Origin of the sequence: Dietzia sp. Die43, from assembly GCF_024519835.1 — a bacterium.
Taxonomy (GTDB): domain Bacteria; phylum Actinomycetota; class Actinomycetes; order Mycobacteriales; family Mycobacteriaceae; genus Dietzia; species Dietzia kunjamensis.
Map to the genome: position 1 here is coordinate 17,419 of NZ_JALJRF010000006.1, position 24,675 is coordinate 42,093.

23 protein-coding genes and 1 tRNA gene are annotated in these 24,675 nt (G+C 73.2%); 10 read left to right on the forward strand and 14 right to left on the reverse strand.

Annotated elements, in window-relative coordinates; translation table 11 throughout:
• Nucleotides 1-13 precede the first annotated feature (13 nt).
• The 6 genes from NR111_RS06325 to NR111_RS06355 all read right to left on the reverse strand — a co-directional run bounded on the left by NR111_RS06325 (nucleotide 14) and on the right by NR111_RS06355 (nucleotide 5,620).
• A complete protein-coding gene (locus tag NR111_RS06325; protein ID WP_308202008.1) occupies nucleotides 14-1,315 on the reverse strand; it encodes a prenyltransferase in 1,302 nt (433 codons plus the stop codon).
• Complete coding sequence (locus tag NR111_RS06335; RefSeq protein ID WP_256820294.1) at nucleotides 1,312-1,749, reverse strand: lycopene cyclase domain-containing protein; 438 nt, start codon at nucleotides 1,747-1,749, stop codon at nucleotides 1,312-1,314. The genes NR111_RS06325 and NR111_RS06335 overlap by 4 nt, the downstream gene beginning before the upstream one ends.
• Complete coding sequence (crtI, locus tag NR111_RS06340; RefSeq protein ID WP_256820295.1) at nucleotides 1,746-3,419, reverse strand: phytoene desaturase family protein; 1,674 nt, start codon at nucleotides 3,417-3,419, stop codon at nucleotides 1,746-1,748. Before crtI ends, NR111_RS06335 begins: the two co-directional genes overlap by 4 nt.
• Complete coding sequence (locus NR111_RS06345; protein ID WP_096907005.1) at nucleotides 3,416-4,309, reverse strand: squalene/phytoene synthase family protein; 894 nt, start codon at nucleotides 4,307-4,309, stop codon at nucleotides 3,416-3,418. Before NR111_RS06345 ends, crtI begins: the two co-directional genes overlap by 4 nt.
• A complete protein-coding gene (locus NR111_RS06350) occupies nucleotides 4,306-5,340 on the reverse strand; it encodes a polyprenyl synthetase family protein (RefSeq protein ID WP_256820296.1) in 1,035 nt (344 codons plus the stop codon). The genes NR111_RS06345 and NR111_RS06350 overlap by 4 nt, the downstream gene beginning before the upstream one ends.
• A 198-nt stretch (nucleotides 5,341-5,538) precedes the next feature.
• Nucleotides 5,539-5,620, reverse strand: a tRNA-Tyr gene (locus NR111_RS06355).
• A 193-nt stretch (nucleotides 5,621-5,813) separates the two neighbouring features.
• On the opposite strand from NR111_RS06355, the gene NR111_RS06360 reads away from it, so the two are divergent.
• The 4 genes from NR111_RS06360 (at nucleotide 5,814) to NR111_RS06375 (ending at nucleotide 9,126) form a co-directional block, all read left to right on the forward strand.
• Entirely contained in the window at nucleotides 5,814-6,308 is a 495-nt protein-coding gene (locus NR111_RS06360) for a YajQ family cyclic di-GMP-binding protein (RefSeq protein WP_067716850.1), read from the forward strand.
• Nucleotides 6,309-6,318: 10 nt separating this feature from the next.
• Entirely contained in the window at nucleotides 6,319-7,104 is a 786-nt protein-coding gene (gene modA, locus NR111_RS06365) for a molybdate ABC transporter substrate-binding protein (protein WP_256820297.1), read from the forward strand.
• Nucleotides 7,101-7,895, forward strand: a complete 795-nt coding sequence (locus NR111_RS06370) for an ABC transporter permease (protein WP_206474837.1) — start codon at nucleotides 7,101-7,103, stop codon at nucleotides 7,893-7,895. Before modA ends, NR111_RS06370 begins: the two co-directional genes overlap by 4 nt.
• Before the next feature lie 91 nt (nucleotides 7,896-7,986).
• Nucleotides 7,987-9,126 carry an ABC transporter ATP-binding protein gene (locus NR111_RS06375; protein WP_306227645.1) on the forward strand — a complete coding sequence of 380 codons (1,140 nt, stop codon included), beginning with the start codon at nucleotides 7,987-7,989 and terminating at the stop codon, nucleotides 9,124-9,126.
• 212 nt (nucleotides 9,127-9,338) lie between these two features.
• Here NR111_RS06375 and NR111_RS06380 read toward each other — a convergent pair whose 3' ends face one another.
• Nucleotides 9,339-10,385: a polyprenyl synthetase family protein gene (locus tag NR111_RS06380; RefSeq protein ID WP_256820299.1), complete on the reverse strand. Its 1,047-nt coding sequence runs from the start codon at nucleotides 10,383-10,385 to the stop codon at nucleotides 9,339-9,341.
• A 157-nt stretch (nucleotides 10,386-10,542) separates the two neighbouring features.
• Between NR111_RS06380 and NR111_RS06385 the strand changes: the two genes are divergently transcribed.
• A complete protein-coding gene (locus tag NR111_RS06385) occupies nucleotides 10,543-11,862 on the forward strand; it encodes a geranylgeranyl reductase family protein (protein ID WP_256820300.1) in 1,320 nt (439 codons plus the stop codon).
• A 69-nt stretch (nucleotides 11,863-11,931) separates the two neighbouring features.
• Here NR111_RS06385 and NR111_RS06390 read toward each other — a convergent pair whose 3' ends face one another.
• Genes NR111_RS06390 through NR111_RS06410 form a run of 5 tightly spaced genes read right to left on the reverse strand, consistent with a single transcriptional unit; the run spans nucleotide 11,932 to nucleotide 17,280 of the window.
• Complete coding sequence (locus tag NR111_RS06390; RefSeq protein WP_256820301.1) at nucleotides 11,932-12,621, reverse strand: demethylmenaquinone methyltransferase; 690 nt, start codon at nucleotides 12,619-12,621, stop codon at nucleotides 11,932-11,934.
• Nucleotides 12,622-12,658: 37 nt separating this feature from the next.
• Nucleotides 12,659-13,999 (reverse strand): glycosyltransferase family 4 protein, encoded by a 1,341-nt coding sequence (locus NR111_RS06395; RefSeq protein ID WP_374210695.1) that lies wholly within the window; start codon nucleotides 13,997-13,999, stop codon nucleotides 12,659-12,661.
• Between the two features lie 37 nt (nucleotides 14,000-14,036).
• Complete coding sequence (locus tag NR111_RS06400) at nucleotides 14,037-14,522, reverse strand: DUF3592 domain-containing protein (RefSeq protein ID WP_082923939.1); 486 nt, start codon at nucleotides 14,520-14,522, stop codon at nucleotides 14,037-14,039.
• A complete protein-coding gene (menD, locus tag NR111_RS06405; protein WP_256820302.1) occupies nucleotides 14,519-16,270 on the reverse strand; it encodes a 2-succinyl-5-enolpyruvyl-6-hydroxy-3-cyclohexene-1-carboxylic-acid synthase in 1,752 nt (583 codons plus the stop codon). The genes NR111_RS06400 and menD overlap by 4 nt, the downstream gene beginning before the upstream one ends.
• 11 nt (nucleotides 16,271-16,281) lie before the next feature.
• Nucleotides 16,282-17,280, reverse strand: a complete 999-nt coding sequence (locus tag NR111_RS06410) for a YafY family protein (RefSeq protein WP_256820303.1) — start codon at nucleotides 17,278-17,280, stop codon at nucleotides 16,282-16,284.
• A 107-nt stretch (nucleotides 17,281-17,387) separates the two neighbouring features.
• Between NR111_RS06410 and NR111_RS06415 the strand changes: the two genes are divergently transcribed.
• Both NR111_RS06415 and NR111_RS06420 read left to right on the forward strand, forming a co-directional pair.
• Entirely contained in the window at nucleotides 17,388-17,945 is a 558-nt protein-coding gene (locus NR111_RS06415; RefSeq protein WP_256820429.1) for a DinB family protein, read from the forward strand.
• Between the two features lie 67 nt (nucleotides 17,946-18,012).
• On the forward strand, nucleotides 18,013-18,630 hold the full coding sequence (locus NR111_RS06420; protein WP_256820304.1) for a DUF664 domain-containing protein: 618 nt from the start codon (nucleotides 18,013-18,015) through the stop codon (nucleotides 18,628-18,630).
• Between the two features lie 71 nt (nucleotides 18,631-18,701).
• On the opposite strand, the gene NR111_RS06425 is transcribed toward NR111_RS06420, so the two are convergent.
• Nucleotides 18,702-20,192, reverse strand: a complete 1,491-nt coding sequence (locus tag NR111_RS06425) for a WS/DGAT domain-containing protein (RefSeq protein WP_256820305.1) — start codon at nucleotides 20,190-20,192, stop codon at nucleotides 18,702-18,704.
• Between the two features lie 159 nt (nucleotides 20,193-20,351).
• Between NR111_RS06425 and NR111_RS06430 the strand changes: the two genes are divergently transcribed.
• Nucleotides 20,352-20,942 (forward strand): flavin reductase family protein, encoded by a 591-nt coding sequence (locus tag NR111_RS06430; RefSeq protein ID WP_256820306.1) that lies wholly within the window; start codon nucleotides 20,352-20,354, stop codon nucleotides 20,940-20,942.
• A gap of 417 nt (nucleotides 20,943-21,359) precedes the next feature.
• Nucleotides 21,360-22,316 (forward strand): type IV toxin-antitoxin system AbiEi family antitoxin, encoded by a 957-nt coding sequence (locus tag NR111_RS06435; protein WP_256820307.1) that lies wholly within the window; start codon nucleotides 21,360-21,362, stop codon nucleotides 22,314-22,316.
• A gap of 237 nt (nucleotides 22,317-22,553) precedes the next feature.
• On the opposite strand, the gene NR111_RS06440 is transcribed toward NR111_RS06435, so the two are convergent.
• Nucleotides 22,554-23,648 (reverse strand): o-succinylbenzoate synthase, encoded by a 1,095-nt coding sequence (locus NR111_RS06440; protein ID WP_256820308.1) that lies wholly within the window; start codon nucleotides 23,646-23,648, stop codon nucleotides 22,554-22,556.
• A gap of 23 nt (nucleotides 23,649-23,671) precedes the next feature.
• On the opposite strand from NR111_RS06440, the gene NR111_RS06445 reads away from it, so the two are divergent.
• Complete coding sequence (locus NR111_RS06445; protein WP_256820309.1) at nucleotides 23,672-24,658, forward strand: 1,4-dihydroxy-2-naphthoyl-CoA synthase; 987 nt, start codon at nucleotides 23,672-23,674, stop codon at nucleotides 24,656-24,658.
• Nucleotides 24,659-24,675: the final 17 nt, after the last annotated feature.

Below are 24,675 nucleotides of genomic sequence, written 5' to 3' on the forward strand. Positions count from 1 at the left end.
AGGCGGCGCGGGCTCACGCCCAGACGAGCACCGACCAGAGGATGAGCTGCGTGACGCAGAAGCCCGCCAGCATGTTGAGCACCAGGAAGCGCTTCCAGCCCTCGTTGGTCGCCTCGGCGGTGGCGTCGGTGACCCGCGTGTAGGCGGCCACCGTGGCGAGGTACGGCAGGATCGCGAACGCCGCCCCCGACGCGGGCCACGGCGCGGCGATCAGCAGCACCAGTACCGCGGCGGCGTAGCAGGCCAGCGCGAACCACACGGCTGCCCGTGCGCCGAGGACGGTAGCGACCGATTTCAGGTCGGCCTCGCGGTCGAAGCGCACGTCCTGCACGGCGCCGAACGCCTGGGACGCCGCGCCCCACAGCATGAACGCGATCAGGCACGCCCACACCCCGCCGCCGAGGTCGGCGCCAGCGATGGTCCAGCCGACGATCGCCGGGGAGACGAAGTGGAACGCCGAGGTCACCGAGTCCAGGAAGGGGATCTCCTTGAACCGCAGACCCTTGGCACTGTAGGCGATCACCGCGAACGCGCTCGCCGCCAGCCACAGCGACGACTCGAGCGTCCCGACCACCACGAGGTAGACCAGGAACGGCACGGTCGTCACGGCCGAGGCCACGAGCGTCGCCGTGTGCCGCGACCGTGCCAGCACCGAGCCCTCCACGCCGCCCTTGCGGGGGTTGCGCAGGTCCGACTCGTAGTCGAAGACGTCGTTGATCCCGTACATCGCGAGGTTGTACGGCACCAGGAAGAAGAGCGTGCCGATCACGCCCAGCAGGTCGAACCCGCCCGTGGCCAGGAAGTACGCCAGCGCGAACGGGGCGGCGGTGTTCACCCACGAGACCGGGCGGGACGACCAGAAGAGGGTGGTGAGTAGACCCGGTGTCGCCGGCCGCTCGGGGGTGCGGACCTTGTCGTCGTCGTTCTCCCCCGGTTCCGGGGTGCCCGCCAGCGCGACGTCCCCCCGACCCGACACCGTCGGGCTGCCCACCACGGCACCGGCCCGCGGCCGGGCGGTGAGCACGAACCACACCGAGGGCATGAACACGGCCACGGCCACGGCGTAGGCGAAGTCCTCGATGGGGGCCACGCCCAGGCGGATGCCGCTGGTCAGCGCGTCGTCGTAGGCCACGAGTCCGGCGGAGATCATGACGTTGTCGAAGATCGCCGTGAGGACGAGCAGCACCACGAGGGAGCCGCCGACCGCGATCAGCCAGCGTCGGCGCTCGGGCCCCCGCAGGCGCCACAGCGCGATGAGGGCGGCCGCGATCACGGGGATGGCCATCGTGGCGTTGATGGTCGAGTAGATGCTCACGGGCGCGCCCCCGCCCCGTCGTTCTGGGCGCCGTCGTTCTGGGCGCCGTCGTTCTGGGCCCCGTCGTTCTGGGCGCCGCCGGACCGTGCGCCGCCGGACCGCGCGCCCCGCCGCCGCGAGATGTGCTCGACGGCCGTGACCACGCCCGTCGCGCACACCAGTGCGAGGTGCGACAGGAACGCGAGGAACACGACCTCCTCGAGCGGGATCTCCGGCGCGACCAGCAGGCCGGTCATGAAGTCGGTCTGGCCGCGGAAGAACACCCCGCTGCGCACCCCGAGGACGTCCCACGTGAGCAGCAACGCCACCGCCGCGGTCACGGCGAGTGCGGTCGCGGCCGGCGCGCGGAACGCCGCGAGCTTCCAACGGTGGTCGATGACGAGGATGCCGGCGAACGAGATGACCTGGACCGCCAGGTAGGCCAGCCCGATCACCGGTCGAACACCGTGCCCCGATCGAACACCGTGCCCCGATCGAACACCGTGCCCCCGCCGGGCTCCGCCACGGGCGCGGTGCCCGTGTCGCCGCGCACGTGCTTGAGGATCAGCTCGGCGCTGATGAGACACATCGGCAGCCCGATCCCGGGGATGGTCGAGGCGCCGGCGTAGTACAACCCGTCGACGTGCGTGCTGACGTTGCGGGTGCGGAAGAACGCGCTCTGCGCCAGGGTGTGCGCGGGCCCGAGGGCGGTGCCGCGCCACGCGCCGAGGTCGTCCTGGAGGTCGGCGGGGGCGATGGTGCGCCGCACGACGATCCGCTCGGCTAGGTCGTCGATCCCGGTCCAGTCGGCGATCTGGGCGATGGCCCGGTCGGCGGCCGCCTCGATCGTGGCGTCCCCCGCACCGTCGACGCCGCCGTGGCCCAGCGAGGGGTCCGCGGGGATGGGCACCAGGACGAAGAGGTTCTCGTGCCCCTCCGGCGCGATGCCCGCGTCCGGGTCGGTATCGGTGGCACTGGGGCGACAGACGTAGAGCGACGCCGGGTCGGGGATGTGCGGCTGCTCGCCGAAGATGGCGTCGAACCCCTCCTCCCACCGGTCGGTGAACAGCAGCGTGTGATGGGCCAGTTGCGGAAGCTCACCGCGCACACCGAGCAGCATGAGCAGTGCTCCGGGCCCGGGGGTACGCGAGTCCCAGTAGGACTGTGGGTAGGTGCGGAGGTGCTCGGGGAGCCACCGGGTCTCGAGGTGGTGGAGGTCCGCGGCCCCGACGACGAGGCCGGCCGGCAGCGTCCGCTCCGCCCCGGCCCGGTCGCGCACCCGGACGCCCCTGAGCTGCGCCTTCGACCGGCGGGACCCGCGCGCGCGGGCGCCCTCGGATGTGGTGACAAGTTCGATCGCCTCGGTGCCCGTGTGGATGACCACACCCTGCTGCTCGGCGACCCTGCGGATCGCGGCGATCACCTCGGTGAACCCTCCGCGCGGGTAGAGGACACCGTCGGTGAGGTCGAGGTGGCTCATGAGGTGGTAGATCGACGGCGCCAGGTACGGCGAGGACCCGAGGAACACCGCGGGGTAGCCGAGGATCTGCTGGATGCGGCGGTCGCTGAACCGGCGGGCCACGAACGAGTGCAGCGGCTGGACGAGGCGGGCCACCAGCGAACCGGCCCGGGCCACCACGTCGGGGCGCACCAGGGCCGGGTACGAGGTGAAGTTGGTGTAGAGGAACCGCTTGAGCGCGAGGTCGTAGGTGGTCCGCGCCGAGTCGAGGTACCTGCCCAGCACGCGGCCGGCGCCGGGTTCGAGCGACTCGAACAAGGCGGTCGAGGCCGCGCGATCCGAGCGGATGTCGACCGACTCGGGGCGGTTCTCGAAGTACACGCGGTACCCGGGGTCCAGGCGCACCAGGTCCAGCTGCTCGTCGGCGGAGGTACCGCAGAGGCGGAAGAAGTGGTCGAACACTTCCGGCATGAGGTACCAGGAGGGGCCGGTGTCGAAGCGGAACCCGCCCGCCGACCAGCTGCCCGCGCGCCCGCCGACGGAGTCGGTGGCCTCGACGAGCGTGACGTCGCGCCCCTCGTGGGCCAAGAGCGCGGCGGTCGCCAGGCCGGCGATGCCGCCGCCCACCACGACGACGGGCCCCTCCGGGGCGTGCCGGCGGCTCATCGGGCCACCGCCCCACCGCGCGCGGCACCGGGGCGGGCGCCGGACCGGCCGCGCCCGGCTGCAGCGCGGCCGATCACCGCGAGCTTCACCGGATCGGGCACCCGCACCCGGCCCGCGCTCACCCCGGATGCCCCGGCCGCCCGTAGGCGATCGTTGAGCTCGGCGAACAGGTCGTGGGCTGCGGCCACCGCCAGGCGGTCGCGGCCCGGGATCCGGTTGATCGCCGCCCGCGCGATGCGCAGGTCCGCGTCCACGTCATCGGCCAACTCGCGTACGTCCTTCTCCGTCAGTGCCCGCGGGTCACGGCCCGGCAGGTAGTTGCGACCGAGTTCCGTGAAGTCTTCCCGGATGTCCCGGAGGAAGTTCACCTTCTGGAACGCCGCTCCGAGTGCGCGCGCTCCGGCGGCCATCTCGTCGTCGTCACCCAGTCCCCCACCGGCGAACGTCCGCAGGCACATCTCCCCGATGACCTCCGCCGACCCGTGGATGTACCGACGCAGCGACTCCTCGGTGTGTTCGGTGACGTCGATGTCGGCCTCCATCGAGTCGTAGAACGGATCCACCAGGCGCGCGTCGATCCCGAACCGACGCGCGGTGTCGGCGAAGGCGTGCGTCACCGGATCGGGGTCCAGCCCGCGCTCGATCGCGCGGTGCGTCCGGCGGCGCGCCTCGGCGATGAGCTCGCGCGCGGCGACCGGGTCGTCCATCGCGCCGTCGACGACCTCGTCCCCGACCCGCGCCCACGCGTAGATCGCGGCGACGTGCGGGCGGGTGGCGGGTGCGAGCAGTCGGCAGGCCAGTGCGAACGACGTGGAGTACCGGCGCAGGATCACCTCGCTGCACCGGCGGGCGGCGTCGGTGAACTCCGCGTGGGGGCTCTGCTGGGTCATCGGGTCCTCTCCAGGGCGGTGGCCAGGTGGGGGCCGAGCGCGGCCCGGACGTCGTGCGGCACGGCCGGGGAGTCCAGCGCGGCGCGGGCGGCGGTGATGAGGTCCTCGGCGATGCCCACCGCGTGCTCGCGGGCGCCGCACTCGCGCAGCAGCTCGCGCGCGGTGTCGGGGTCGGGCGTGTGGCCGTTCCTCGTCGCGGGGTCGGCGGCCGGACGACCGAGGGCGGCGTCGATCCGCGGCCAGGCCTCGGTGGTGGCGGCGTGGGCCAGCAGGACGGTCGGTGCGCGCCGGAGCAGGTCGCCCTCGTTGGACTTGCCGGTCACGGCCGGATCCCCGAACACGCCCAGCACGTCGTCGATCACCTGGTAGGCGGTCCCCAGGTGGCGGCCGGCCTCACGCAGCGGGGGGATGACCTCGTCGGGCGCGCCGCCGAGCATCGCGCCCAGCACGAGGGGCAGGCACACGGAGTAGGCGGCGGTCTTGGCCGCGCCGATCGCCAGCGCGCGTTCCCGGTCGGCGGGCTCGCGCTCGACGCAGCCGTGGACGTCCGCGTACTCCCCGGCGATCGACGCGACGACCGCGCTCTGCACCTCGTCGAGCACACGGTGCAGCAGTGGCGCCGGCACGGGCAGGCGGGCGAAGTCGGCCATCGCGGCCACGAGCAGCAGGTCGCCGCCGAGCAGCCCGCCGACCTGTCCGAGGTGCCCCGCGGCCTCGGTCCCGATCCCCCCGGCGGTGGCCCGCGCGGTGGTGCGGCCCTGCAGGTTGGGCTGGCCGCGGCGCTGGTCGTCCCCGTCCGCCAGGTCGTCGTGGACCAGGAACGCCTCGTGCAGCAACTCCAGTGCCTGGCCCGCGGCGGCCCGCACGGCCTCGTCGGTGCCCCCGGAGGTGGTGTACACGGCGTCGAAGAGCGCTGAACGCATCCCCTTGCCGGAGCGGGTGGTCCGCCCGAGGTCATCGGCCCAGTCGTCCACTGCGGAACCCAGGCCCGCCGGCAGGTCGCCGGTCGTCATCCGATGTGCGGCGGTCATCGAAAGGAGTGTCATGTCCGGTGGTTCGGAGCCGGGGCCGTCGTGGATACGTCTCACCTCGATTCTTCTCGACGAGATGCGGCGTGACAGGTCGTGGGGTCGTGACACTGGGGACCGCGCGAGTTCACATTTTCACGGATTCCCGGGCGACAGGTCCCGAAATGCACGAAGACCCCCGCTTGTGGCAGGGGTCTCGCGTGCCAGATGATGGATTCGAACCAACGTAGGCTAAGCCGACGGATTTACAATCCGCTCCCTTTGGCCGCTCGGGCAATCTGGCGTGCACCTCAAGGGCGCTACGACACGATACAACGGCTGTGACCCCTGGTGCCAAATCGGGGTGCTCAGGGGTGGTGCGGCGGCGGCCTCCCGGGCCCGCCCGAGGCCGCCTCGAGCCCTGGCCGTGGCCGCCTCGGGCCCCGGCCGTGGCGGGTAGCCTGGCCGGGACATCCCCCAACGACAGGAGTACGTCCATGGCCTCGGAGTCCTCGTTCGACATCGTCTCGGAGTTCGACCGCCAGGAGGTGGACAACGCCCTGAACCAGGCCGCCAAGGAGCTGGGCACCCGCTACGACTTCCGCGGGACCGACGCGAGCATCGAGTGGAAGGGCGAGGACGCGGTGGAGATCGTCGCGAACTCCGAGGACCGTGTGCTGGCCGCCAAGGACGTCTTCGTGGAGAAGTTGGTGCGCCGCGGGCTGAGCATGAAGGCGCTCGAGGTGGGCGACCCGATGCCGTCGGGCAAGTCGTTCCGCCTGGTCGGCTCGCTCAAGCAGGGCATCGACAAGGAGAACGCCAAGAAGATCACCAAGCTCCTGCGCGACGAGGGCCCCAAGGGCGTCAAGGCGCAGATCCAGGGCGAGGAGATCCGTGTGTCGTCCAAGAAGCGCGACGACCTGCAGGAGTGCATCTCGCTGCTCAAGGGTGCCGACTTCGAGGTCGCGCTGCAGTTCACCAACTACCGCTGACCCGCCGACGGTGCCGTTCCGCATAGGCGGGGGTAGACGTCGGCTCCGCGCCGCCGCGCTGGTCGCCGCCGTGGGCCTGTCCTCGCTGGTGGGGTGCGCGTCCGGGGGCGACGACGACGAGGTCGCGCAGCAGCTGACCGTCTTCGCCGCCGCGTCGCTCAGCGGGGCGTTCACCGAGATCGCCGAGGAGTTCGAGGGGGCGCATCCCGGTGTGTCGATCCGACTGGGTTTCGACGGCTCCTCCGGCCTGGTGGACCAGCTGGCCGGCGGTGCCCCGGCGGACGTGTTCGCCTCCGCCGACGTCCGGACGATGGACCGCGCCGTCGCCGAGGGCCTGGTCGCCGGCGAGCCGACACCGCTGGCCACCAACGTGCTCACCCTCATCACCCCGCCCGGCAATCCGGCGGGGATCACCGGTCTCGACGACTCGCTGGACGGCGCACGACTCGTGGTGTGCGCGGCCGTCGTGCCGTGTGGTGCGGCGGCCCGCACGCTGGCGGACGCGGCGGGGATCGACCTGGCCCCGGTGAGCGAGGAGTCCACCGTCACCGACGTGCGCGGCAAGGTCACCTCCGGCGAGGCAGACGCGGGGATCGTCTACGCCACCGACGCCCGCGCCGTCGCCGACCGTGTCGAGCGGGTCCCGATCGCCGGTGCCGACGCGGTGCCGAACGTCTACCCGGTGGCCGTCCTCGACCGCGCCGCGGACTCCGAGATGGCCCGCCTTTTCGTCGACGCCGTCACCGGCCCCGAGGGTCGCGCGGTCCTCGCCGAGTACGGCTTCGGTCCGCCGTGACCCGGCCCCCGCTCCCCCGCTGGCTGCTCGTGGCCGCGGTGCTCGCCGTCCTGCTGGCGGCCCTGCCCCTGGCTGGCCTCGCCGCGCGCGTCCCGTGGGCGCGGGTTCCCGAACTCCTCGGCTCGGAGGCCGCCCGCGACGCCCTGCTGCTGAGCCTGCGGACGTGCGCGCTCTCCACCGTCCTGTGCATCCTGCTCGGCACCCCGCTGGCGGTGGTGCTGTCCCGCAGCAGTGGGCCGCTGGCGGCACTGGCCCGGACGGTCACCGCGCTGCCCATGGTCCTTCCCCCGGTCGTGGCCGGCCTGGCCCTGCTCATCACGCTCGGGCGCACCGGCGTCGTGGGACAGCACCTGTCCGTGCTGGGCATCGAGATCGGGTTCACGACCGCGGCCGTGGTGATCGCGCAGACGTTCGTGGCGATGCCGTTCCTGGTGGTGGCGCTCGAAGGCGCGCTGCGCTCGGTGGACTCCGGCCTCGAGCGGACCGCCGCCTCGCTGGGCGCCTCCCCGACCCGGGTCCTGACGACCGTGACGTTGCCGCTGGTCCTGCCGGCCCTCGTCGCCGGCGCGACCATGTCGTTCGCCCGCGCTCTCGGGGAGTTCGGCGCCACCCTGACCTTCGCCGGTTCCCTGCAGGGCACCACGCGCACCCTGCCGCTGGAGATCTACCTCAGCCGGGAGGCGGACACCGAGACCGCCCTCGCCCTGGCCGTGGTGCTCATCGCGGTGGCCGCCGCGCTCATGGCGGTCTCCGCGCTCGTCGCCCGCAGGGCGGTGGTGGGCCGTGGCTGACCACCCCGACGCGTCGCGTCCCGCCGAGCCACACCCCGCCGAGTCACACCCCGTCACCTCGCATCCCGCCGCGTCGCATCCCGCCGCCGAGCTGGACTGCCGGGTCGCCGCCCGCGACGTCGACCTCCGCCTCAGCATCCCCGCGGGCCGCCGGGTCGCGATCGTCGGGCCCAACGGCGCGGGCAAGTCCACCGCCCTGTCGCTGCTCGCCGGGCACCTGCGGCCCGACTCGGGCGAGGTCCGGCTCCACGGCCGCGTCGTCGGCTCGCCCCGCATCCACCTGCCCGCCCACCGCCGCCGCGTGGTGTCGCTCGAGCAGCGTCCCGGGCTGCTGCCCCACCTGTCCGCCCTGGACAACGTCGCGTACGGCCCACGCGCCCGTGGCGTCCGCAGGCGGGCCGCGCTCGACCGCGCCCGCACCGAGCTCGAGGCCGTGGGGTGCGGCGACCTCGCCGACCGCAGACCCCACGAGCTGTCCGGCGGGCAGGCGCAGCGCGTCGCCCTGGCCCGGGCCCTCGCCGTGGATCCGGAGCTCGTTCTGCTCGATGAGCCCCTGGCCGCCCTGGACGTGGAGGTCGCCCCCGCGATCCGGCGTCTCCTCGCTGATCGGCTCGCCGGACGGGCCGTGGTCCTGGTGACCCATGATCCGCTGGACCTGTGGGCGCTGGCCGACGATGTCGTCGTCGTCGCCTCCGGCCGCGTCACCCAGTCCGGCACGGTCGAGGAGGTCCTGGCCCGCCCCGCGTCCGATTTCGCCGCGCGTCTGGCTGGCGTCTCACTGGTGGAGGGGATCGTCGACGACGACGAGCTGCGCACCCCCGGCGGCGACCGCGTCTCGGGGGTCCGCGCGACCGCGGCGGCGGGATGGCGGCCGGGTGCGCGGGCGGTGGCGACCGTTGCTCCGCGGGCGGTGGCCGTCCACGTTGATCCCGCGCCCACCGGCTCCACGCAGGCCCCGACTTCGGCTCCGGCCACCACGAGCCCGATGCCGACCCCGACCCCGGCATCCGCGCACGCGCCTGCCGCGAGCACGCGGAACTCCTGGCCCGCGCGGGTGGTCTCACTGGCTCCCGCCGGGGCGCTGACGCGGGTGTCGGCGGAACTCCGGGACGGTCAGCGGGTCGATGCCGAGATCACGAGCCGCTCGGCCGCCGAACTCGAGCTCGCCCCGGGTTCGCCCGTGATCCTCGTGGTCAAGGCGGCCCAGGTCGGGCTGTACACGCGCCGCTGACCCGCGGTCTGAGCGGGCCCCGGCCACCCAGCCACTGCCCGCAATGGCAGCCCTCTCGAACACAGGCGCCCCCGCGATGGCGTCTCGCCTGCACCGAAGCGTGCGCGAGACGCCATGGTCGCGTGCGGCTGTTGTCGGGGCGGGCAGGCGCGCGTGCGACTGTCGTCGGGCCACACAGGCGCCCGTGCGGCTGCCGGGTCGTTGGGGGAAGGTCAGCCGACGCGGTCGACGGTGAAACGCACGAGCCGACGCAGCGCCTCGTTCGCCGGGCCGGCGGGCAGGACGTCGAGCTCGGTCATGGCGTCATCGACGTACTTCTCGAGCGTGGCCCGCGCGCGCCGCATACCGTCGGACGCGCGCAGCAACTCGAGGGCTTCCGCCACCTCCGCGTCATCGGTGAGCGGCTCGGCGAGCAGCTCGCGCAGGCGTGCACTGTCCGAGGAGCCGGCCTCCATGGCGTAGATCATCGGCAGGGTGTGGACGCCCTCGCGCAAGTCCGTACCGGGCGTCTTGCCCGACTCGGTGGACGGCGAGGCGATGTCGATGATGTCGTCGGCGATCTGGAACGCGATCCCCACGGCGTCACCGAGGCGGCGCAGGCTGCCGATCTGCTCGGCGGTCGCCCCCGAGTACTCGCCGCCGAACTGGGCGGCCGCGGCGATGAGCGAGCCGGTCTTCTCCCAGATCACCCGCAGGTAGTGCTCGGCGGCACCCTCCTCACGACCGCCGACGCCCGGGCCGACGGTCTCGCGCATCTGCCCGGTGACCAGCTCGGCGAACGTCTGGGCGATGAGCTGCACGGCCTCGGGTCCGAGGTCGGCCAGGAGCATCGAGGAGTGGGCGAAGAGGAAGTCGCCGGCGAGGATCGCGGTGGAGTTGTCCCAGCGGCTGTTGGCCGACTCGACACCGCGGCGCATGGCGGCCTCGTCCATGACGTCGTCGTGGTACAGCGTGGCCAGGTGGATCATCTCGCACACCACGGCGGCCTTGACGAGCCGCTCGCGGTCGGGCGCGGGGCCCAGCGAGCCCGAGAGAAGGGTGACGACGGGCCGGAACCGCTTGCCGCCGGCGGTGACGAGGTGCAGTGCGACCTCGGAGAGGAAGTCCTCGCCGGTCTGGAGTCGGCTGACGAGCAGCTTCTCGACCTCGTCGAGCCGTTCGCGCAGGTCGGCTGCGAGGTCGGCGTCGCCGACGTCCACGCCCGCCACCGTGTGGTCGGTCGCCGTCTCCGCGGTGCCGGTCACTGAATCGCTCGACATCCCCACTCGTCCTCGTCGCCTGGTGAAGGGTCGGCGTGGCCCGCCCTTCCCGACAGACTACGGTCCCGCGTCGCGGGCAGTGGCACCCCACCCCGCCCGAGGTCCCGGCGACCGCCGCACCCGCCGACCTGCCACCATGGAGCGCATGGAGTCAGGTATGGGTCTTCCCGCGTCGACGGACGTCCTCGTGGTGGGTTGCGGCCCCGCCGGTTCGGCGACCGCGACGTGGTTGGCGCGTGCCGGTCGCGAGGTCACGGTGCTCGACGCGGCACGGTTCCCGCGCGACAAGACCTGCGGCGACGGGCTCACGCCGCGGGCGATGCTGGAGGTCGACCGGCTGGGTCTCGGCGGGTGGGCACGGGATCGGATCACCATCCGTGGGCTCGAGTTGCGGGGCTTCGGCCACTCCCGCCGGGTGCCGTGGCCGGCCGGTGAGCACGGTGGGACGGGGTCGGCGGTGCGGCGGACGGTGTTCGATGACCGGCTACGGCAGGCGGCCGTGGAGGCGGGCGCCGTGGTGCATGACGGCGTGCGCGTGACCGGCGTGGAGAGGGGCGACGACGGCGAGGTGACCGCTGTCCGGACCGAGGGCGGTCGCGTGGAGTGCCGAACCCTCGTGGTGGCCGATGGCGTGCGGTCGCCGGTGGGCCGACTGCTCGGCCGGACCTGGCATCGCGACACGGTGTATGCCGTGGCGGCGCGATCCTATGTCCGGTCCGGGCGTCATGATCATCCGTGGATCGGCTCCGATCTCGAGCTCCGCGACGAGGCGGGCGCCATCCAGCCCGGCTACGGCTGGGTGTTCCCGCTGGGTGACGGCGAGGTCAACCTCGGGGTGGGTGCGCTGGCGACCTCGGTGCGGCCGGCGAACGTCGCGGTCAAGGAGCTGCTGCAGCACTACGCCCGTAGCGTCCGTGGCGAATGGGGCCTGGCCGGCGAGCCGAGGGCGGTGACGTCCGCGTTGTTACCGATGGGCGGGGCGGTCTCGACGGTCGCCGGTCCCAACTGGGCGGCGGTCGGCGACGCCGCGGCGTGCGTGAACCCGCTCAACGGTGAGGGGATCGACTACGCGCTCGAGGGCGGCCGCCTGCTCGCCGAGCTGATCGTGGCGGGCCACGGCGTCGGCAGGGCGGGCCGCGGCGCTGCGGGTTCCGGCGGCGGCACGGCGGGCTCCCGCGCCGGCCGGGGCGCAGGCGCATCCGCGAACGCCCTCACGCACGCGTGGCCTCAGGTGCTGCGGGAGACGTACGGCGAGTCGTTCGCGATCGCGCGGGACGCCGCCCGCCTGCTCACCTATCCGAAGTTCCTGCCGCTGGCGGGACCGGTCGGGATGCGCTCGCAGGCGCTGATGACCGCGGCGGTGCGGTGCATGTCCAACACGGTCGCCGATTCGGACCGCGATGTGGTGGCCCGCGGCTGGCGGGCGGCGGGGTCGATTGCCCGCAGGCTGGACCGCCGGCCCCTCTTCGCGGACTGAGCTGGCCCCGGGCCTCCGCCTCGGCGGCGGGTGCGGGCGCGGCGGCGGTCGGGTCAGGCCGCGCCGGGGTCAGGCGGGGCGGCGCGCCAGGTGGATCGCCGCGATGCCGCCGGTGAGGTTGGTGACGCTGCAGCGCTCCCAGCCGCTGGCCTCGATGATCTCGAGCAGTGCCTGCTGGTCCGGCCAGTCGCGGATGGACTCGGCGAGGTAGACGTACGCGTCCGGGTTGGACGAGACGCTGGTGGCGATCTTCGGCAGCGCCCGCATGAGGTAGTTCATGTACAGCGCGCGGAAGGGCGGGAACACGGGCGTGGAGAACTCCACCACGGCCAGTCGCCCTCCGGGCCTGACGACGCGGGCCATCTCCCGCAGTCCGGCAGCGGTGTCCTGCACGTTGCGCAGCCCGAAGCTGATGGTGGCGGCGTCGAAGGAGTCGTCGGCGAACGGCAGCTTCATGGCGTCGCCCGCGACCTTGGGCACGTCCCGGCCGGAGCCCGCCCGCAGCATCCCCAGCGAGAAGTCCGCGGCCACGCACCACGCGCCGGACTTGGCGAGCTCGACGGTCGACACGGCGGTGCCGGCGGCCAGGTCGAGGATCCGCTCCCCGGGGCGCGGCGCGAGCAGCGAGCGGGCCCGCCGCCGCCACACGCGGTCCATGCCCCCGGAGAGGACGGTGTTGGTCAGGTCGTAGCGCTTGGCGACACCGTCGAACATCGACGCGACGTCGCGGGGCTGCTTGTCGAGATTGGCGCGGGACACGCCGTCGACGCTACCCGCCCCCGGCGCGCGTGGCCGATCAGGCCACCACACGTGGGGCTCGGCTCCCGCCCACACCACGCGCGTTGGTCCGGTCGACCCCGATCGTGCGCGCGCCACCCCTGCCCACGCCGACCCTGCCCATGCCACCCCTGCCCACGCCGACCCTGCCCGAATCGGACCGGGCGCCCGCCGCCGCGTAGTGGTCGAAGAGTTGGGCGCAGATCGCGTCCCAGGTGCGACCGAGGACGGTGGCGCGGGCGCCGGCGGCCAGTCGCTCGTGGTCGGCGAGCACCGCGTCCACGGCCGGCGACACCTCGGCGGCGTACCGGCGCGGGTCGAGCAGGACGCCGTTGACCCCGGTCTGCACGAGGTCGCGGGGCCCGCCCTGGTCCGGGCCGACGACGGGCACGCCGGACGCCTGCGCCTCCTGGATGGACTGGCAGAACGTCTCGAACTCACCGGGGTGGCAGAACACGTCCATCGTGGCGTAGGCCTGCCCGAGCTGGTCGCCGTGGAGTTCGCCGGTGAAGATCGCGTGGGGCATGGCGGCCTGGAGTGCGGGGCGGTCGGGGCCGTCTCCGACGACGACGAGGTGGAGGTCTCCCCCCGGGCCCGACCGGTCGGCCAGCGACTGAAGGCGCTCGACGTGCTTCTCCGGGGCGAGCCTGCCGACGAATCCCACGACGGGCCGCCCCTGCGGGGACCACAGCGCGTGCAGGGCCGCACTGCGCCGGGAGGGCGAGAAGCGCTCGGTGTCGACGCCCCGCCCCCACCGGTACAGGCGCGGGATGCCGTGGGCCGCGAGATCCTCCATCGCGGCGGTCGACGGGGCGAGGGTGCGGTCGCAGCTCGCGTGGATGGCCCGGGTCCAGGTCCAGGCCGCATCGGCGACGACACCGATCCCGTAGGCGTCGGCGAACCCGGCCACGTCGGTCTGGTAGACGGCCACCGCGGGCACGTCCAGGGCGCGGGCCGCGGCGGCACCGGCGGCACCGAGCACGAACGGCGACGCCAGGTGCACCACGTCGGGGCCGAAGTCGCGCAGGGCGCCGAACACGCTCGGGCTGGGTGCGCCGACCGGCAGGGAGGACACCACCGGCACCCTCACCGCGGTGACCCGGTGGACGGGATAGCCCAGGTGGTGGTCGGGGCCGCTCGCGTCCGCCCCGGGCCCGCCGAGCAGTGGTGCAACCGCGCTGACCAGCGGGTGCGCCCGGACGGCACCGGCGGCGCCCTGCCAGAAGCCGACCTGTCCGGAGGGGGCCACCACCAGACAGTCGTGCCCGTGCCGACGCGCGTACTCCAGCACGCGCAGGACGGAGTTGGTGACGCCGTTGACGTTCGGCAGGAACGATTCGGTGACGATGGCTACGCGCACGACCCCACTGTCGCCGGGCCGGGACACGGGCCGGTGATCAGCGAGAAACGGTGCGTCGAATTCGTGGTGCCGCCCGGTGAACCCTCGGTGACGCGGCGGCGTAGGCGAGCGCCGCCAACGGGACGACCACCGCGGGCACGGACAGGGCGGGCACGACGGCGACGGTCCAGCTGCGTCCCGAGACCCGCACCAGATCGGGGTTCGCGCGCCGGAACTCGACCTGCACCCGCTGCCCCTCGACGAGCCCGGTCGGGTAGAACACGCCGGTCACCGGTCGGACGGTCCGGCCGCCGCCGGCGTCGAACTCCACGGCGGCCCGCCGATCGGTGACCTCGGTGACGAAGGCGGTGGCGCTGCCCATGTCCCGGTCGATCCGCTGGTCGTTGATGAAGCACGCCAGCACGAGGAGCACGGCTGTGAGCAGTGAGAACACTCCCGCGGTCACGGCCACCACCCGCACGCCCCACCGGATACGGCGAGCGCGACGGATCTGCCGGGCCGAGACCGGGGCCGTCGCGGTCACCCGTCCGCCACGGCTTCCGAGCGCAGGGCCGCGTGGAGGTCGCGCAATCCCTGCCGGTCGGTCGCGACGCGCACCACCCGCAGACCCTCGGGCACGATGTCGCGGTGCCCGTTCGGGAACGCGGGCTGCGCGAGCAGGGCCTCGAGTCCGGCCGGGTCGGTGTCGGTGAAGGGCACCCCGGCGCCCGCGCACAGGGCGCCCAGGTCGGCGCCGTGCGGGGTGCCGAAGACGCGCTCGAAGTCGGCGGCCAGGCGGGGGTCCCCCTGTTCGAGCAAGGAGAAGATGCCACCACCGTCGTCGTCGGCCACGACGATCGTCAGGTCGTCGGGGTGGCGCTCCCGCGGCCCGAGCAGCAGGCCGGACACGTCGTGCAGGAAGGTCAGGTCGCCCAGCAACGCGACGGTCCGCCCCGGCGCCGACAACGCGACCCCGATCGCGGTGGAGACCGTGCCGTCGATCCCCGACGCCCCGCGGTTGGCGTACATCGCCACGTCCGGGTCGAGCGGGCCCACGAACGACAGGTCCCGCACGGCATTGGAGGCACCCACCACGAGGTTGTCCCCGGCCCGGACGCCGCGGGCCACGGCACGCGCCACGTGCAGTCCCGTCGGCGCGCCGGTCTCGAGATGCCGGTCCAGCAGCCGGTCCACGGCGGCGCGGGCGTGGGCGTCGGCGCGGGCCGTGGTCTCGGTCCATTCGGGGTCCACGCCCCACCCGGTGAGGACGGAGTCGGCGAGCTCGGCGGCGCTACCGGTGGGGTTGGGCGAGCGCGGGCCGGCGTCGAGGATCACGAGGTCGACGTCCGGGTCCGCCAGCAACCGCGTGACGGCGCGGTGCAGCGTCGGCCGGCCGGTGACCACCACCTGCTCGGGCCGCAGCGCCGGGATCGCCAGCGGGTGCACCGGGTGCAGCGGGACCGGGGCGCCGGGCTCGGCCACCGTCGGCACCGCCACCAGCCCCGAGACCGGTGCCGCCCCGACCCCCGAGACGACCAACGTGGGCCGCGTGAGATCCACCGCCACGGCCGAATCGGCGGGCGCCGAGTCGACCCCCGCCCCCGCTCGCTGCACCCACGGACGACCGTCCGCACGCCCCTCCGGCAGACGACCGGTCTCCGGGCCGTCGCCGACCTCGTCGTCGTCGTACCCCGGTGAGTCTCCCCCGAGAGTGAAGGCCTCGTCGCCCTCGCCCGGCACGAGCGGCTCGCGGAACGCGACGTCGACCTGCACCGGACCCGGGTCGGCCGCCGCGGTGGCGGTGAGGATCGCCCGGCCGATCGCGCTGCGCCAGTGCCGGTGCTCGGACTCGGGGTCCCCGGCCGCCCCGAGCTCGACGACCGCGCGCGCGTGCGGGCCGAACAATCCCACCTGGTCGATGGTCTGATTGGCACCCGTACCGCGCAGTTCGGGCGGCCGGTTGGCCGTGAGCGCGAGGATCGGCACGCCTGAGTGGGCCGCCTCCACCATCGCCGGATGGAGGTTGGCCACCGCGGTGCCGGACGTGACGACGACGGGGACCGGCCGCCTCGACCCCAGCGCGAGCCCCAGCGCGGTGAACCCGGCGGCGCGTTCGTCGATCCGCACGTGCAGGGCGAGCCGGCCGGACCGCTCGGCGGCGGCCAACGCCAGGGCCAACGGAGCGCTGCGCGATCCCGGGCACAGGACCACGTCGGTGATCCCGTGGCGGACCAACTCGTCGACGAGGACACGGGCCTGCGCGGTGCTCGGGTTGCTCACGGTGGGGTTCATCGCCCCCCAGCCTAGTCGGGGGACGTGCCCGGGTCGGCCGCATGCGCGAGCCGCCCGGCCAACCCCGCCAGCCGCTCCCGCAGCCCGTCCGGCGACTCCACGGCGAACGTGCCCGGCAACCGCGCGAGGTACCAGGCCAGCGCGTCGAGGTCGGCGGCCCCGGTCTCCAGCCGGCAGGCCGGGCCGTCCGGATGATCCTCGGCGCGCAGCTCGGTGACCGTGCCGTAGGTGGGCGGGAACTGCTCGACCACCTCCGCCGCGGGTGCGAACACCACCACCCGGGCCAGGTGTTGGTACGGCGCCGCGGTCACCGCGTGCTGCACGTGCGCGGCCGGATCGGGCACGTCGGGGCGGGGGGTGAAGCGCCAGCGGCTGCGGTGGACGGCCCGGATGCGATCGAGGCGGAAGGTGCGCCAGTCCGCGCGGTCGAGGTCGTAGGACAGCAGGTACCAGCGCCGGCCCAGCACGACGATCCGGTACGGCTCCACCCGACGCTCGGTGTCGCGGCCCGCGCGGTCGCGGTACTCCAGTCGCACCTGCTCGGTGCCGCGGACCGCGTGGCCCAGGTCGATGAGCAGCTCCGGCTCCACCGGGGTGTCCGAGCCGGGGACCGCGACCATCGACTCGGTGACGTCGGCGACCCGCTCGCGCAACCGGCCGGGCATGACCTGGTCCAGTTTGGTCAGGGCGCGCAGCGCGTGTTCGCCGACGCCCGCCACCGCGCCGCCCGCGGCCAGCCGCAGGGCGATCGCCACCGCCACGGCCTCGCGGTCGTCGAGCAACAGCGGCGGCAGTCGTCGGCCCGAGCCCAACCTGTACCCGCCACCCGCGCCCCGCTCAGATTCCACCGGATACCCCAGGTCACGGAGCCGGTCGACATCACGGCGGATGGACCGCGTGGTCACCCCCAGCTCGGCCGCCAGCTCGTCGCCCGTCCACACCGATCGCCGCTGCAGCAGGTCGAGCAGGCCCAGCACGCGCTGGGTGGTGGGCATCCTGTCCTCGGTCATGCCAGCAGTGTCCCACCCTCAGCGGACCGATCCTGTCCGGATGGGCTGACACGCTGGGCGGACACCACCACCGTCAGGAGATCACCGTGACCGCCACGACCCGCCCCATCGACTGGACAGCCCAGCTCGTCGACCAACTCGACTTCCACTGGAACGGCCAACTGCGGCCTCGCCTGGAGGGCATGACCGACGACGAATACCACTTCTCCCCCGCCGCCGACGAGCGCACCTGGGACGTCCGACCCCGTGGGACCGGCACCGCGCCCATGCAGGGCGGCGAGGGCGAGAACACCATCGACTTCGAGTTCCCGGAGCCGGTGCCGACCCCGCTGACGACCATCGCGTGGCGGATCGGCCACGTCGTCGTCGGCGTCCTCGGCGCCCGGTGGCACTCCCACTTCGGCGGACCGCCCCACGACTACATGACCCACACCTACGCCGGTGACGCCGCGGGCGGACTCGCCCAACTCGATCGCACCTACGCGGGCTGGATGGAGGGCGTGCGGGCGCTCGACGCCGAGGCCCTGGCCGCCCCCGTGGGCGAGGCCGAGGGCCCGTGGGCCGAGTACTCCATGGCCGCCCTGGTCCTGCACATCAACCGTGAGGTCATCCACCACGGCGCCGAGATGTGCCTGCTCCGCGACCTGTACGCCCACACCCGCTGACCCGACCGAAACCGCCCTGGCCCACCCGAACCCGCCCTGCCCCACCCGAACCCATCGAGGAGTCGTCATGCCCCTGTTCCCCACCACCCGCGACACCGAGCGGGAGAACCTGCTCGAATGGATCGACGCCGCGCTCGTCAACGCCCGGTCGATCGTCCACGGCCTCAGCGGAGACCAGCTGCGCGTCCGCCCCGTGCCCACCAGCGAGCTGACGCTGGGCTGGCTCATCCTGCACATCGGCGAGGTCGCCGAGAGCTGGACGGCCCGCGCCGCCGCCGCACCCGACGCGCCCGCGACGGGACGGTCACTGCCGGAGGCGTTCGCCTGGGCCGAGACCGTCAACCGGGTCGACCCCGACGCCACCGCCGAGGAGATCCTCGCCGAATTCGACCGGCGGCACGCCGCCGCGCTCGACAACCTCCGGACCTGCGACCTCGACGCCCCGGTGCCGGTACCCGCCGAGATGCCGTGGTTCCCGCCCGGCCAGCCGGCGTTCAACGGACGCTGGGCGGCGATGCACGCGCTGAACGAGATCGCCCGCCACTCCGGGCACGCCGACATCCTGCGTGAGGCGGTCGACAACCGGACGATGTACGAGTTGATCGCCGAGGACCAGGGCATCGACATGTCCTACATCGGAGCCTGGTTCGCCGCGCACCCGGAGGTGCCGGCCCCGCAGTGGTGACGGGCGGAGTGGTGACCGGCGCCGGGGTGGCCGGCGGCGGGGTGGCCGGCCCTCGGTGGCCGGCGGCGGGCTCAGTCCTCGTCGTACCAGCCGTCGAACGTGGTGAACTGGCCCTCGATCATCCCGGCGACCGCTCCCGGTTCGGGGATGAGCTCGGCGTCGGTGGCGATGCCCACGGAGACCGTGCCGTCGTAGCTGAAGATGCAGATCCCCAACGCCTGGTCGCCGCTCATCGGCACCCACCCGAGCATCCCCGACACCGGCGTGCCGGCCAGCGAGACGGTGGAGACGGGCCCGGGCACCGAGGTCAGCTGGCCGACGGTCTTGTTGGCGAACAGGTCGATCACCGCGTGCGCCACCGGGCCGGGCGTGACGGCCACGGTGAGCATGGTGGCGAAGTTGACGTGCGGCTCGAGGGAATAGCGCACCCGCGTCATCGACGTGGTGATCGCCTCGAGGAGCTCGTCGGTGTCGTCGACCCACAACGGGAGTCTCATGAGGATGAGCGTGATGTGGTTACCCAGTTCCTCCGGCAACTCGTCACCGACCGGGGAGACCGCCATCGGCACCATGAGATTGATGTCGGAGACCCGCCGGTCGCCCTGGGTGTCGAGGTACTCGGTGAGCGCCTTGGACACGGCGGCCAGCATCACGGTGGTGACGGTCGTGTCGTGCACCTTCGCCACCCGCTTGACCGCCGCCAGGTCGAGCCCCGCGATCCAGGAGACCTTCTTCTCCGCGTGCGCCTTTCCGCTCCAGGACAGTTCGGGGGATCGCGGCTCGAACAGCAGACGGAAGACGCCCCGGTAGGTGTTGGCGGTCCGGTTCTCCGCGTTGATGTTGTCCGTCAACGACTCCACGACGCGCGTCGGGACCCGCGTCAGTGACCGGCCGGGGGCCGCGACGTCCCGCGCCAGGCGGGCCAGCGTCAGCGGGAACCGGATTGTGGCGCCGGTCACGCCACGGGCGATCCCCCACGAGTCCTTGGCCAGCCCGGCACCGGCCCCGGTGACCGCCCCGAGGATGCCGCCGCCGGAGGGCGAAAGATCCCGGCCGACGCTGGGCAGGGACGAGTCGTCCTCGTGGTCGCACAGACCCAGCACGAGCTGGGTGAGCCGGATCCCGTCGACGACGCCGTGCTGGACGCGGAACAGGATCAGCGCCCCCTCCTGCTCGCCCTCGTGCCCGTGGTAGCCCTCGATGTACTCGGCCCGCCACAGAGGTTGCCCCTTCGGCAGCTGCACCGCCATCTGCTCGGCGATGTAGGCCTCGGCCTCGGCGCGACCGCCCGGCTCGGGAAGCCTGCTGCGCACGAGGTGGTTGGAGATGTCGTAGTCGGGGTCGTCGACCCAATACCAGCGGCGGCCCCGGCGGACCGGGGTGCGGTGGAACACCGGGTGGGCCTCGACCATCCGCGTCTGGATGGCCCGGGTGACCTCGTCCCAGTCGGGGATCTCGGCGAACCACACCAGACAGTTGATGTACATGAGGTTGTCCGGGCGGTCCATGAGCAGCCACAGCTGGTCGCGCAGGGGGATCCGGATCCCGTCGTTCGCCGCCATAGCCCCGGCTCCTCTCGCTCGCCGACCAGTCAACGCCGACCGCTCGCCGCCGACCGCTCACTCTTGCACCCGTCGATTCGTCCCCACGCTAGAGCAGCGTCGACATGCCCCACCGGGCTATGACCGAAGCGGCAACGCAGACGGCGGCACAATGGGCGGATGCGCATCGTTCACACCCCGGATGATCCCCCGGCCAAGGGCATGTACGCCCTGCTCACCGCCTCGATCACACCCCGCCCGATCGCGTGGGTGTCGACGATCTCCGCCGACGGGGTGCCCAACCTCGCGCCGTATTCGTTCTTCACCGTCGCCTGCGCCGACCCGGCGATCCTGTCCGTGACCTCGATCGGGCGAAAGGACACCTATCGCAACGTCGTGGACACGGGCGAGTTCGTGGTCAACATCGGCACAGAGTCGCTGATGGAGGTCATGAACGCCACCTCGGCGCCCGTCGGCCCTGAGGTCGACGAGTTCGAGATGCAGGGGCTGACCGCCGACCCCTCGGACGTCGTCGCGCCGCCACGGGTCGCCGAGGCGCCGATCGCGTTCGAATGCGTGCGCCATGACGTGATCGACCTGGGCACCAGCGCGATGCTGCTCGGACGCGTGGTGAGCGTGACCATCGACGACGAGATGCTCGCCGACGACGGTCTGCCCGACTTCGGATCACTGCTGCCGCCGTCTCGGTTGGGCCGCCACCAGTGGGGATACGCCCCGCGCACGCGCGAACTGCCCCGGCCGAGGAGGTGAGTGGGTCCCGGAGGTGACCGGTCCCGCGTCCGGCCGCGCCTCCAGCAGCAGCCCGTGCGTCGGCCGCCCTTGCGGCGCCCGCCCCAGTCGCACTAGCCCTGTCGCAGTAGCTCTGCCGCAGCTGCCCCTGTTGCAGCCGCCCCTGTTGCAGCCGCCCCTGACCATGGCGTCTCGCGTGCACCGCGGTGTGGGCGGGACGCCATGGTGGCACGCGGCTGGCGGGCGCGGGCGGTGCATAGCCGGTCAAGTAGACGACAGTCCGTCGAGCAGCCGGCAGGTCGTCGAACTCTTTCCGACGCGCCTGCACACGACCGCCCGTGCCCCGGAATCCACAACCCCGGCCGTCTCCACAGGCCGAGCCGGAAGCGGCCCCCGCTGCGGCGATCCCCGCCTCCCCCAGCGCAATACTGCCTGGACATGAGCACCGATCACTCCCGCCCAGTCGTCATGTCCGCAGCCGAACTCCTCGCGCGCGGGTACAGCCGCCGAGCACGAGAACACGCCGAACGAACGGGTCAGCTCCACCGCGTTCGCCACGGCGTCTACGCGCTCGCATCGGACGTCCCCACCGGCCCCGACCAGGCCGAGGCAATCCTCGAGATGCGCTCGCGGGCCGCGGCGGGGAGCATCAGCCCGGGGACTGCGATGTCCCACACGTCGGCCCTCGTGTTGCACGGCCTCCCCGTCCACGGAATGGATACCCTGCGGGTCACCACCACCAGGCACCGCCCCGGGAGCGGGAGCAGGCGCAGGAAGAGCACGATCTGCCACAATCTCGATCTCGCCGACGTCGTGACCGAGGTGGACGGGATCCCGGTGACGACCCCGGCGCGGACGATCGTCGACGTCGCGCGGTCGAGTCCCTTCACCGGCGCGGTGTGTGCGGCGGACGAGGCGTTGCGTCGCAATCTGTGCAGCTCGGGCGACCTGGCGTCCGAGCTCGAGGCAGCTGCCGGCAGGGTCGGCATCGCGAGGGCCCGGGCGGTGGTGGCGTTCGCCGATCCGGGCGCCCAGTCTGTCCTCGAATCGGTCAGCAGGGTCACTATCAGCCGCGCCGGTCTGCCGATGCCGCAACTCCAGCGGGAGTTCATCTTCCCGGACGGGACCTCGACCTTCGTAGACATGTACTGGGAAGAATGGGGGCTCGTCGGCGAGGCCGACGGGTCGGGGAAGTACGGGATCGACGACGGCGAGGGGTCCGTCCGCCAGAAGCTGCGCGACGAGAAGAAGCGGCAGAACAACATCGAAGCACTGGGCAACATCTTCCGGCGTTGGCAGTGGGAGGACTATCTGCGCGGCAGGATCGTGCCCATCATCCGCGAGGCGATGAGGATCCAGAATTCCCTCGGACGGGGCCCGGGCCGCGCAGCGTGACCTCGGGCCAGCGCCCGGCGCCCCCGCCCCCACCCCCGCCGATGACGTCTCGCTCCCGGGCATGGCGTCTCGCTTCCGGGCCTGGCGTCTCGCGCCCGGCGCGGCGTCGAAATCCCCCGCCAGCCGCTCCTGGATCTGGCGTCGTGCTCCTGCCGTTGTCCGCGTTGGGCGTCCCCGGCGGGGCGGCTGCGGCGGGGCGGCTGTGGCGGAGCGGCGGGGCAGCTGCGGCGGGGCCGCTCAGAGGAGTTCGTAGCAGCGGCGGATCCGGTCCAGCCACCAGTCGCGGACCTCACCGCCCACGCGCAGACCCTCCAGCCTCGCCGGGTCCGGCGCCACCGGGCGGACCGGGAGACAGCCGTCCTCGAGGGCGAACGTGCCCGGTTCGACCACGTCCTCGACGAAGAACCCGCCGGTGCCCAGACCTGCGGCGGGGATCGCGTTGTCGTCGTCGGGTCCGGGACGGCCACGCCCGGCACCACCGGGCAGCGCCGCTGCGGCGGCGACACCCGCGGCGACCCCCACCGCCGAGTCGAGAGCGCTGGACACGGTGACCGGCACCCCGAGCTCTGCGGCCACCGCGAGCAGGCGCCGCGGCCCGCCCAGCGGCGCGACCTTGACCACCGCCCGGTCGGCGCCGCCCGCGCGCACCACCCGCAGCGGGTCCTCGGCGCGGCGGATGGACTCGTCGGCGGCGACGTCCACGTGCACCCCGTCGGCGGCCAGGCGCTCCCGCAATTGCACCAGCTCCTCGACGGTGGCGCAGGGCTGCTCGGCGTACTCCAGGCCCGGCCCGTCCAGTGAGACCGGGCCGGTGCCGGGGCCCCGTGCGACGTCGTCCGCACGCACCGCCTGGTCCAGCACCCGGATCGCGTGGGCGGCCTCGGCGACCGACCACGCCCCGTTGGCGTCCACCCGGACGCGCGCGCCGGGGCGGGCCTGGAGGACGGCGGCGACGCGGGCGACGTCGTCGACGAGCTGCTGCCCGGACTCGGCCACCTTGACCTTGACCGTCATACAGCCCGGGAAGCGGTCGAGGATCGCCGCGACGTCCCCGGCCGCGACCGCCGGGACCGTGGCGTTGACCGGGACCCGGGAACGCAGCGCCGGCGGCGGGCCCTGCCACGCCATCTCCAGCGCGGAGGCCAGCCAGTGGGCGGACTCGAGATCGTCGTACTCCCCGAACGGACCGAATTCGCCCCACCCGGCGGGGCCCTCGATCAGCGCGACCTCACGTTCGGTGACGCCGCGGAACCGCACCCTCATCGGCAGGGCCACCACGTGCACGCGGGCGAGCAGATCGTCGATCGACTCGGGGCCCGGTACGGATGTCATGGCTCCACGCTAACGTCGAACCCATGACCGAGAGCAGCGCACCGCAGGACCAGGCCACCGGAAACCCGTTCGACCCGTCGCAGTGGCGGGAGGTCGAGGGCTTCCGGAACGGGGAGGACCTGACCGACCTGACCTACCACCGCCACGTGGGCGAGGGCCGTGTCAACGGGATCGTGCGGATCGCGTTCGACCGCCCCGACGTGCGCAACGCGTTCCGCCCGCACACCGTGGACGAGCTGTACCGCGTCTTCGACCACGCGCGCCGCTCCCCCGACGTCGGCACCATCCTGTTCACCGGCAACGGGCCCAGCACTCGCGACGGCGGGTGGGCGTTCTGCTCGGGCGGCGACCAGCGGATCCGGGGCCGCTCGGGCTACCAGTACTCGACCGAGCACGACTCGGACGTCGCCGGCGCCACGGCCGACAAGGTCGACGAGGCGCGCGTCAAGGCCGAGGGCGGACGGCTGCACATCCTCGAGGTTCAGCGGCTCATCCGCACCATGCCGAAGGTCGTGATCTGCCTGGTCAACGGGTGGGCGGCCGGCGGCGGGCACTCGCTCCACGTGGTGAGCGACCTGACTTTGGCCAGCCGCGAGCACGCCCGGTTCAAGCAGACCGACGCCGACGTGGGGTCCTTCGACGCCGGCTACGGCAGTGCCTACCTGGCCAAACAGGTGGGCCAGAAGTTCGCGCGCGAAATCTTCTTCCTCGGCCAGGCGTACACGGCCGAGGAGATGTTCCAGATGGGCGCGGTCAACCGCGTGGTGGACCACGCCGAGCTGGAGAACACCGCCATCGAGTGGGCGCGGCAGATCAACGGCAAGTCGCCCACCGCGCAGCGGATGCTCAAGTTCGCGTTCAACCTCACCGACGACGGCCTCATGGGCCAGCAGGTGTTCGCCGGCGAGGCCACGCGACTGGCGTACATGACCGACGAGGCCGTGGAGGGCCGCGACGCGTTCCTGGAGAAGCGCGAGCCCAACTGGGACGACTACCCGTACTACTACTGACGGTCGGGGGCCTACCG

What these genes read in the sequence shown, in the direction of transcription:
- NR111_RS06430 (WP_256820306.1), top strand. Translation starts at nt 20,352, where the DNA reads ATGCGCATCGTTCACACCCCGGATGATCCCCCGGCCAAGGGCATGTAC.
- NR111_RS06410 (WP_256820303.1), bottom strand. Translation starts at nt 17,280, where the DNA reads ATGACCGAGGACAGGATGCCCACCACCCAGCGCGTGCTGGGCCTGCTC.
- NR111_RS06435 (WP_256820307.1), top strand. Translation starts at nt 21,360, where the DNA reads ATGAGCACCGATCACTCCCGCCCAGTCGTCATGTCCGCAGCCGAACTC.
- NR111_RS06350 (WP_256820296.1), bottom strand. Translation starts at nt 5,340, where the DNA reads ATGACCGCCGCACATCGGATGACGACCGGCGACCTGCCGGCGGGCCTG.
- NR111_RS06445 (WP_256820309.1), top strand. Translation starts at nt 23,672, where the DNA reads ATGACCGAGAGCAGCGCACCGCAGGACCAGGCCACCGGAAACCCGTTC.
- NR111_RS06385 (WP_256820300.1), top strand. Translation starts at nt 10,543, where the DNA reads ATGGGTCTTCCCGCGTCGACGGACGTCCTCGTGGTGGGTTGCGGCCCC.
- NR111_RS06425 (WP_256820305.1), bottom strand. Translation starts at nt 20,192, where the DNA reads ATGGCGGCGAACGACGGGATCCGGATCCCCCTGCGCGACCAGCTGTGG.
- NR111_RS06440 (WP_256820308.1), bottom strand. Translation starts at nt 23,648, where the DNA reads ATGACATCCGTACCGGGCCCCGAGTCGATCGACGATCTGCTCGCCCGC.
- NR111_RS06345 (WP_096907005.1), bottom strand. Translation starts at nt 4,309, where the DNA reads ATGACCCAGCAGAGCCCCCACGCGGAGTTCACCGACGCCGCCCGCCGG.
- NR111_RS06380 (WP_256820299.1), bottom strand. Translation starts at nt 10,385, where the DNA reads ATGTCGAGCGATTCAGTGACCGGCACCGCGGAGACGGCGACCGACCAC.
- crtI (WP_256820295.1), bottom strand. Translation starts at nt 3,419, where the DNA reads ATGAGCCGCCGGCACGCCCCGGAGGGGCCCGTCGTCGTGGTGGGCGGC.
- NR111_RS06360 (WP_067716850.1), top strand. Translation starts at nt 5,814, where the DNA reads ATGGCCTCGGAGTCCTCGTTCGACATCGTCTCGGAGTTCGACCGCCAG.
- menD (WP_256820302.1), bottom strand. Translation starts at nt 16,270, where the DNA reads ATGAACCCCACCGTGAGCAACCCGAGCACCGCGCAGGCCCGTGTCCTC.
- NR111_RS06420 (WP_256820304.1), top strand. Translation starts at nt 18,013, where the DNA reads ATGCCCCTGTTCCCCACCACCCGCGACACCGAGCGGGAGAACCTGCTC.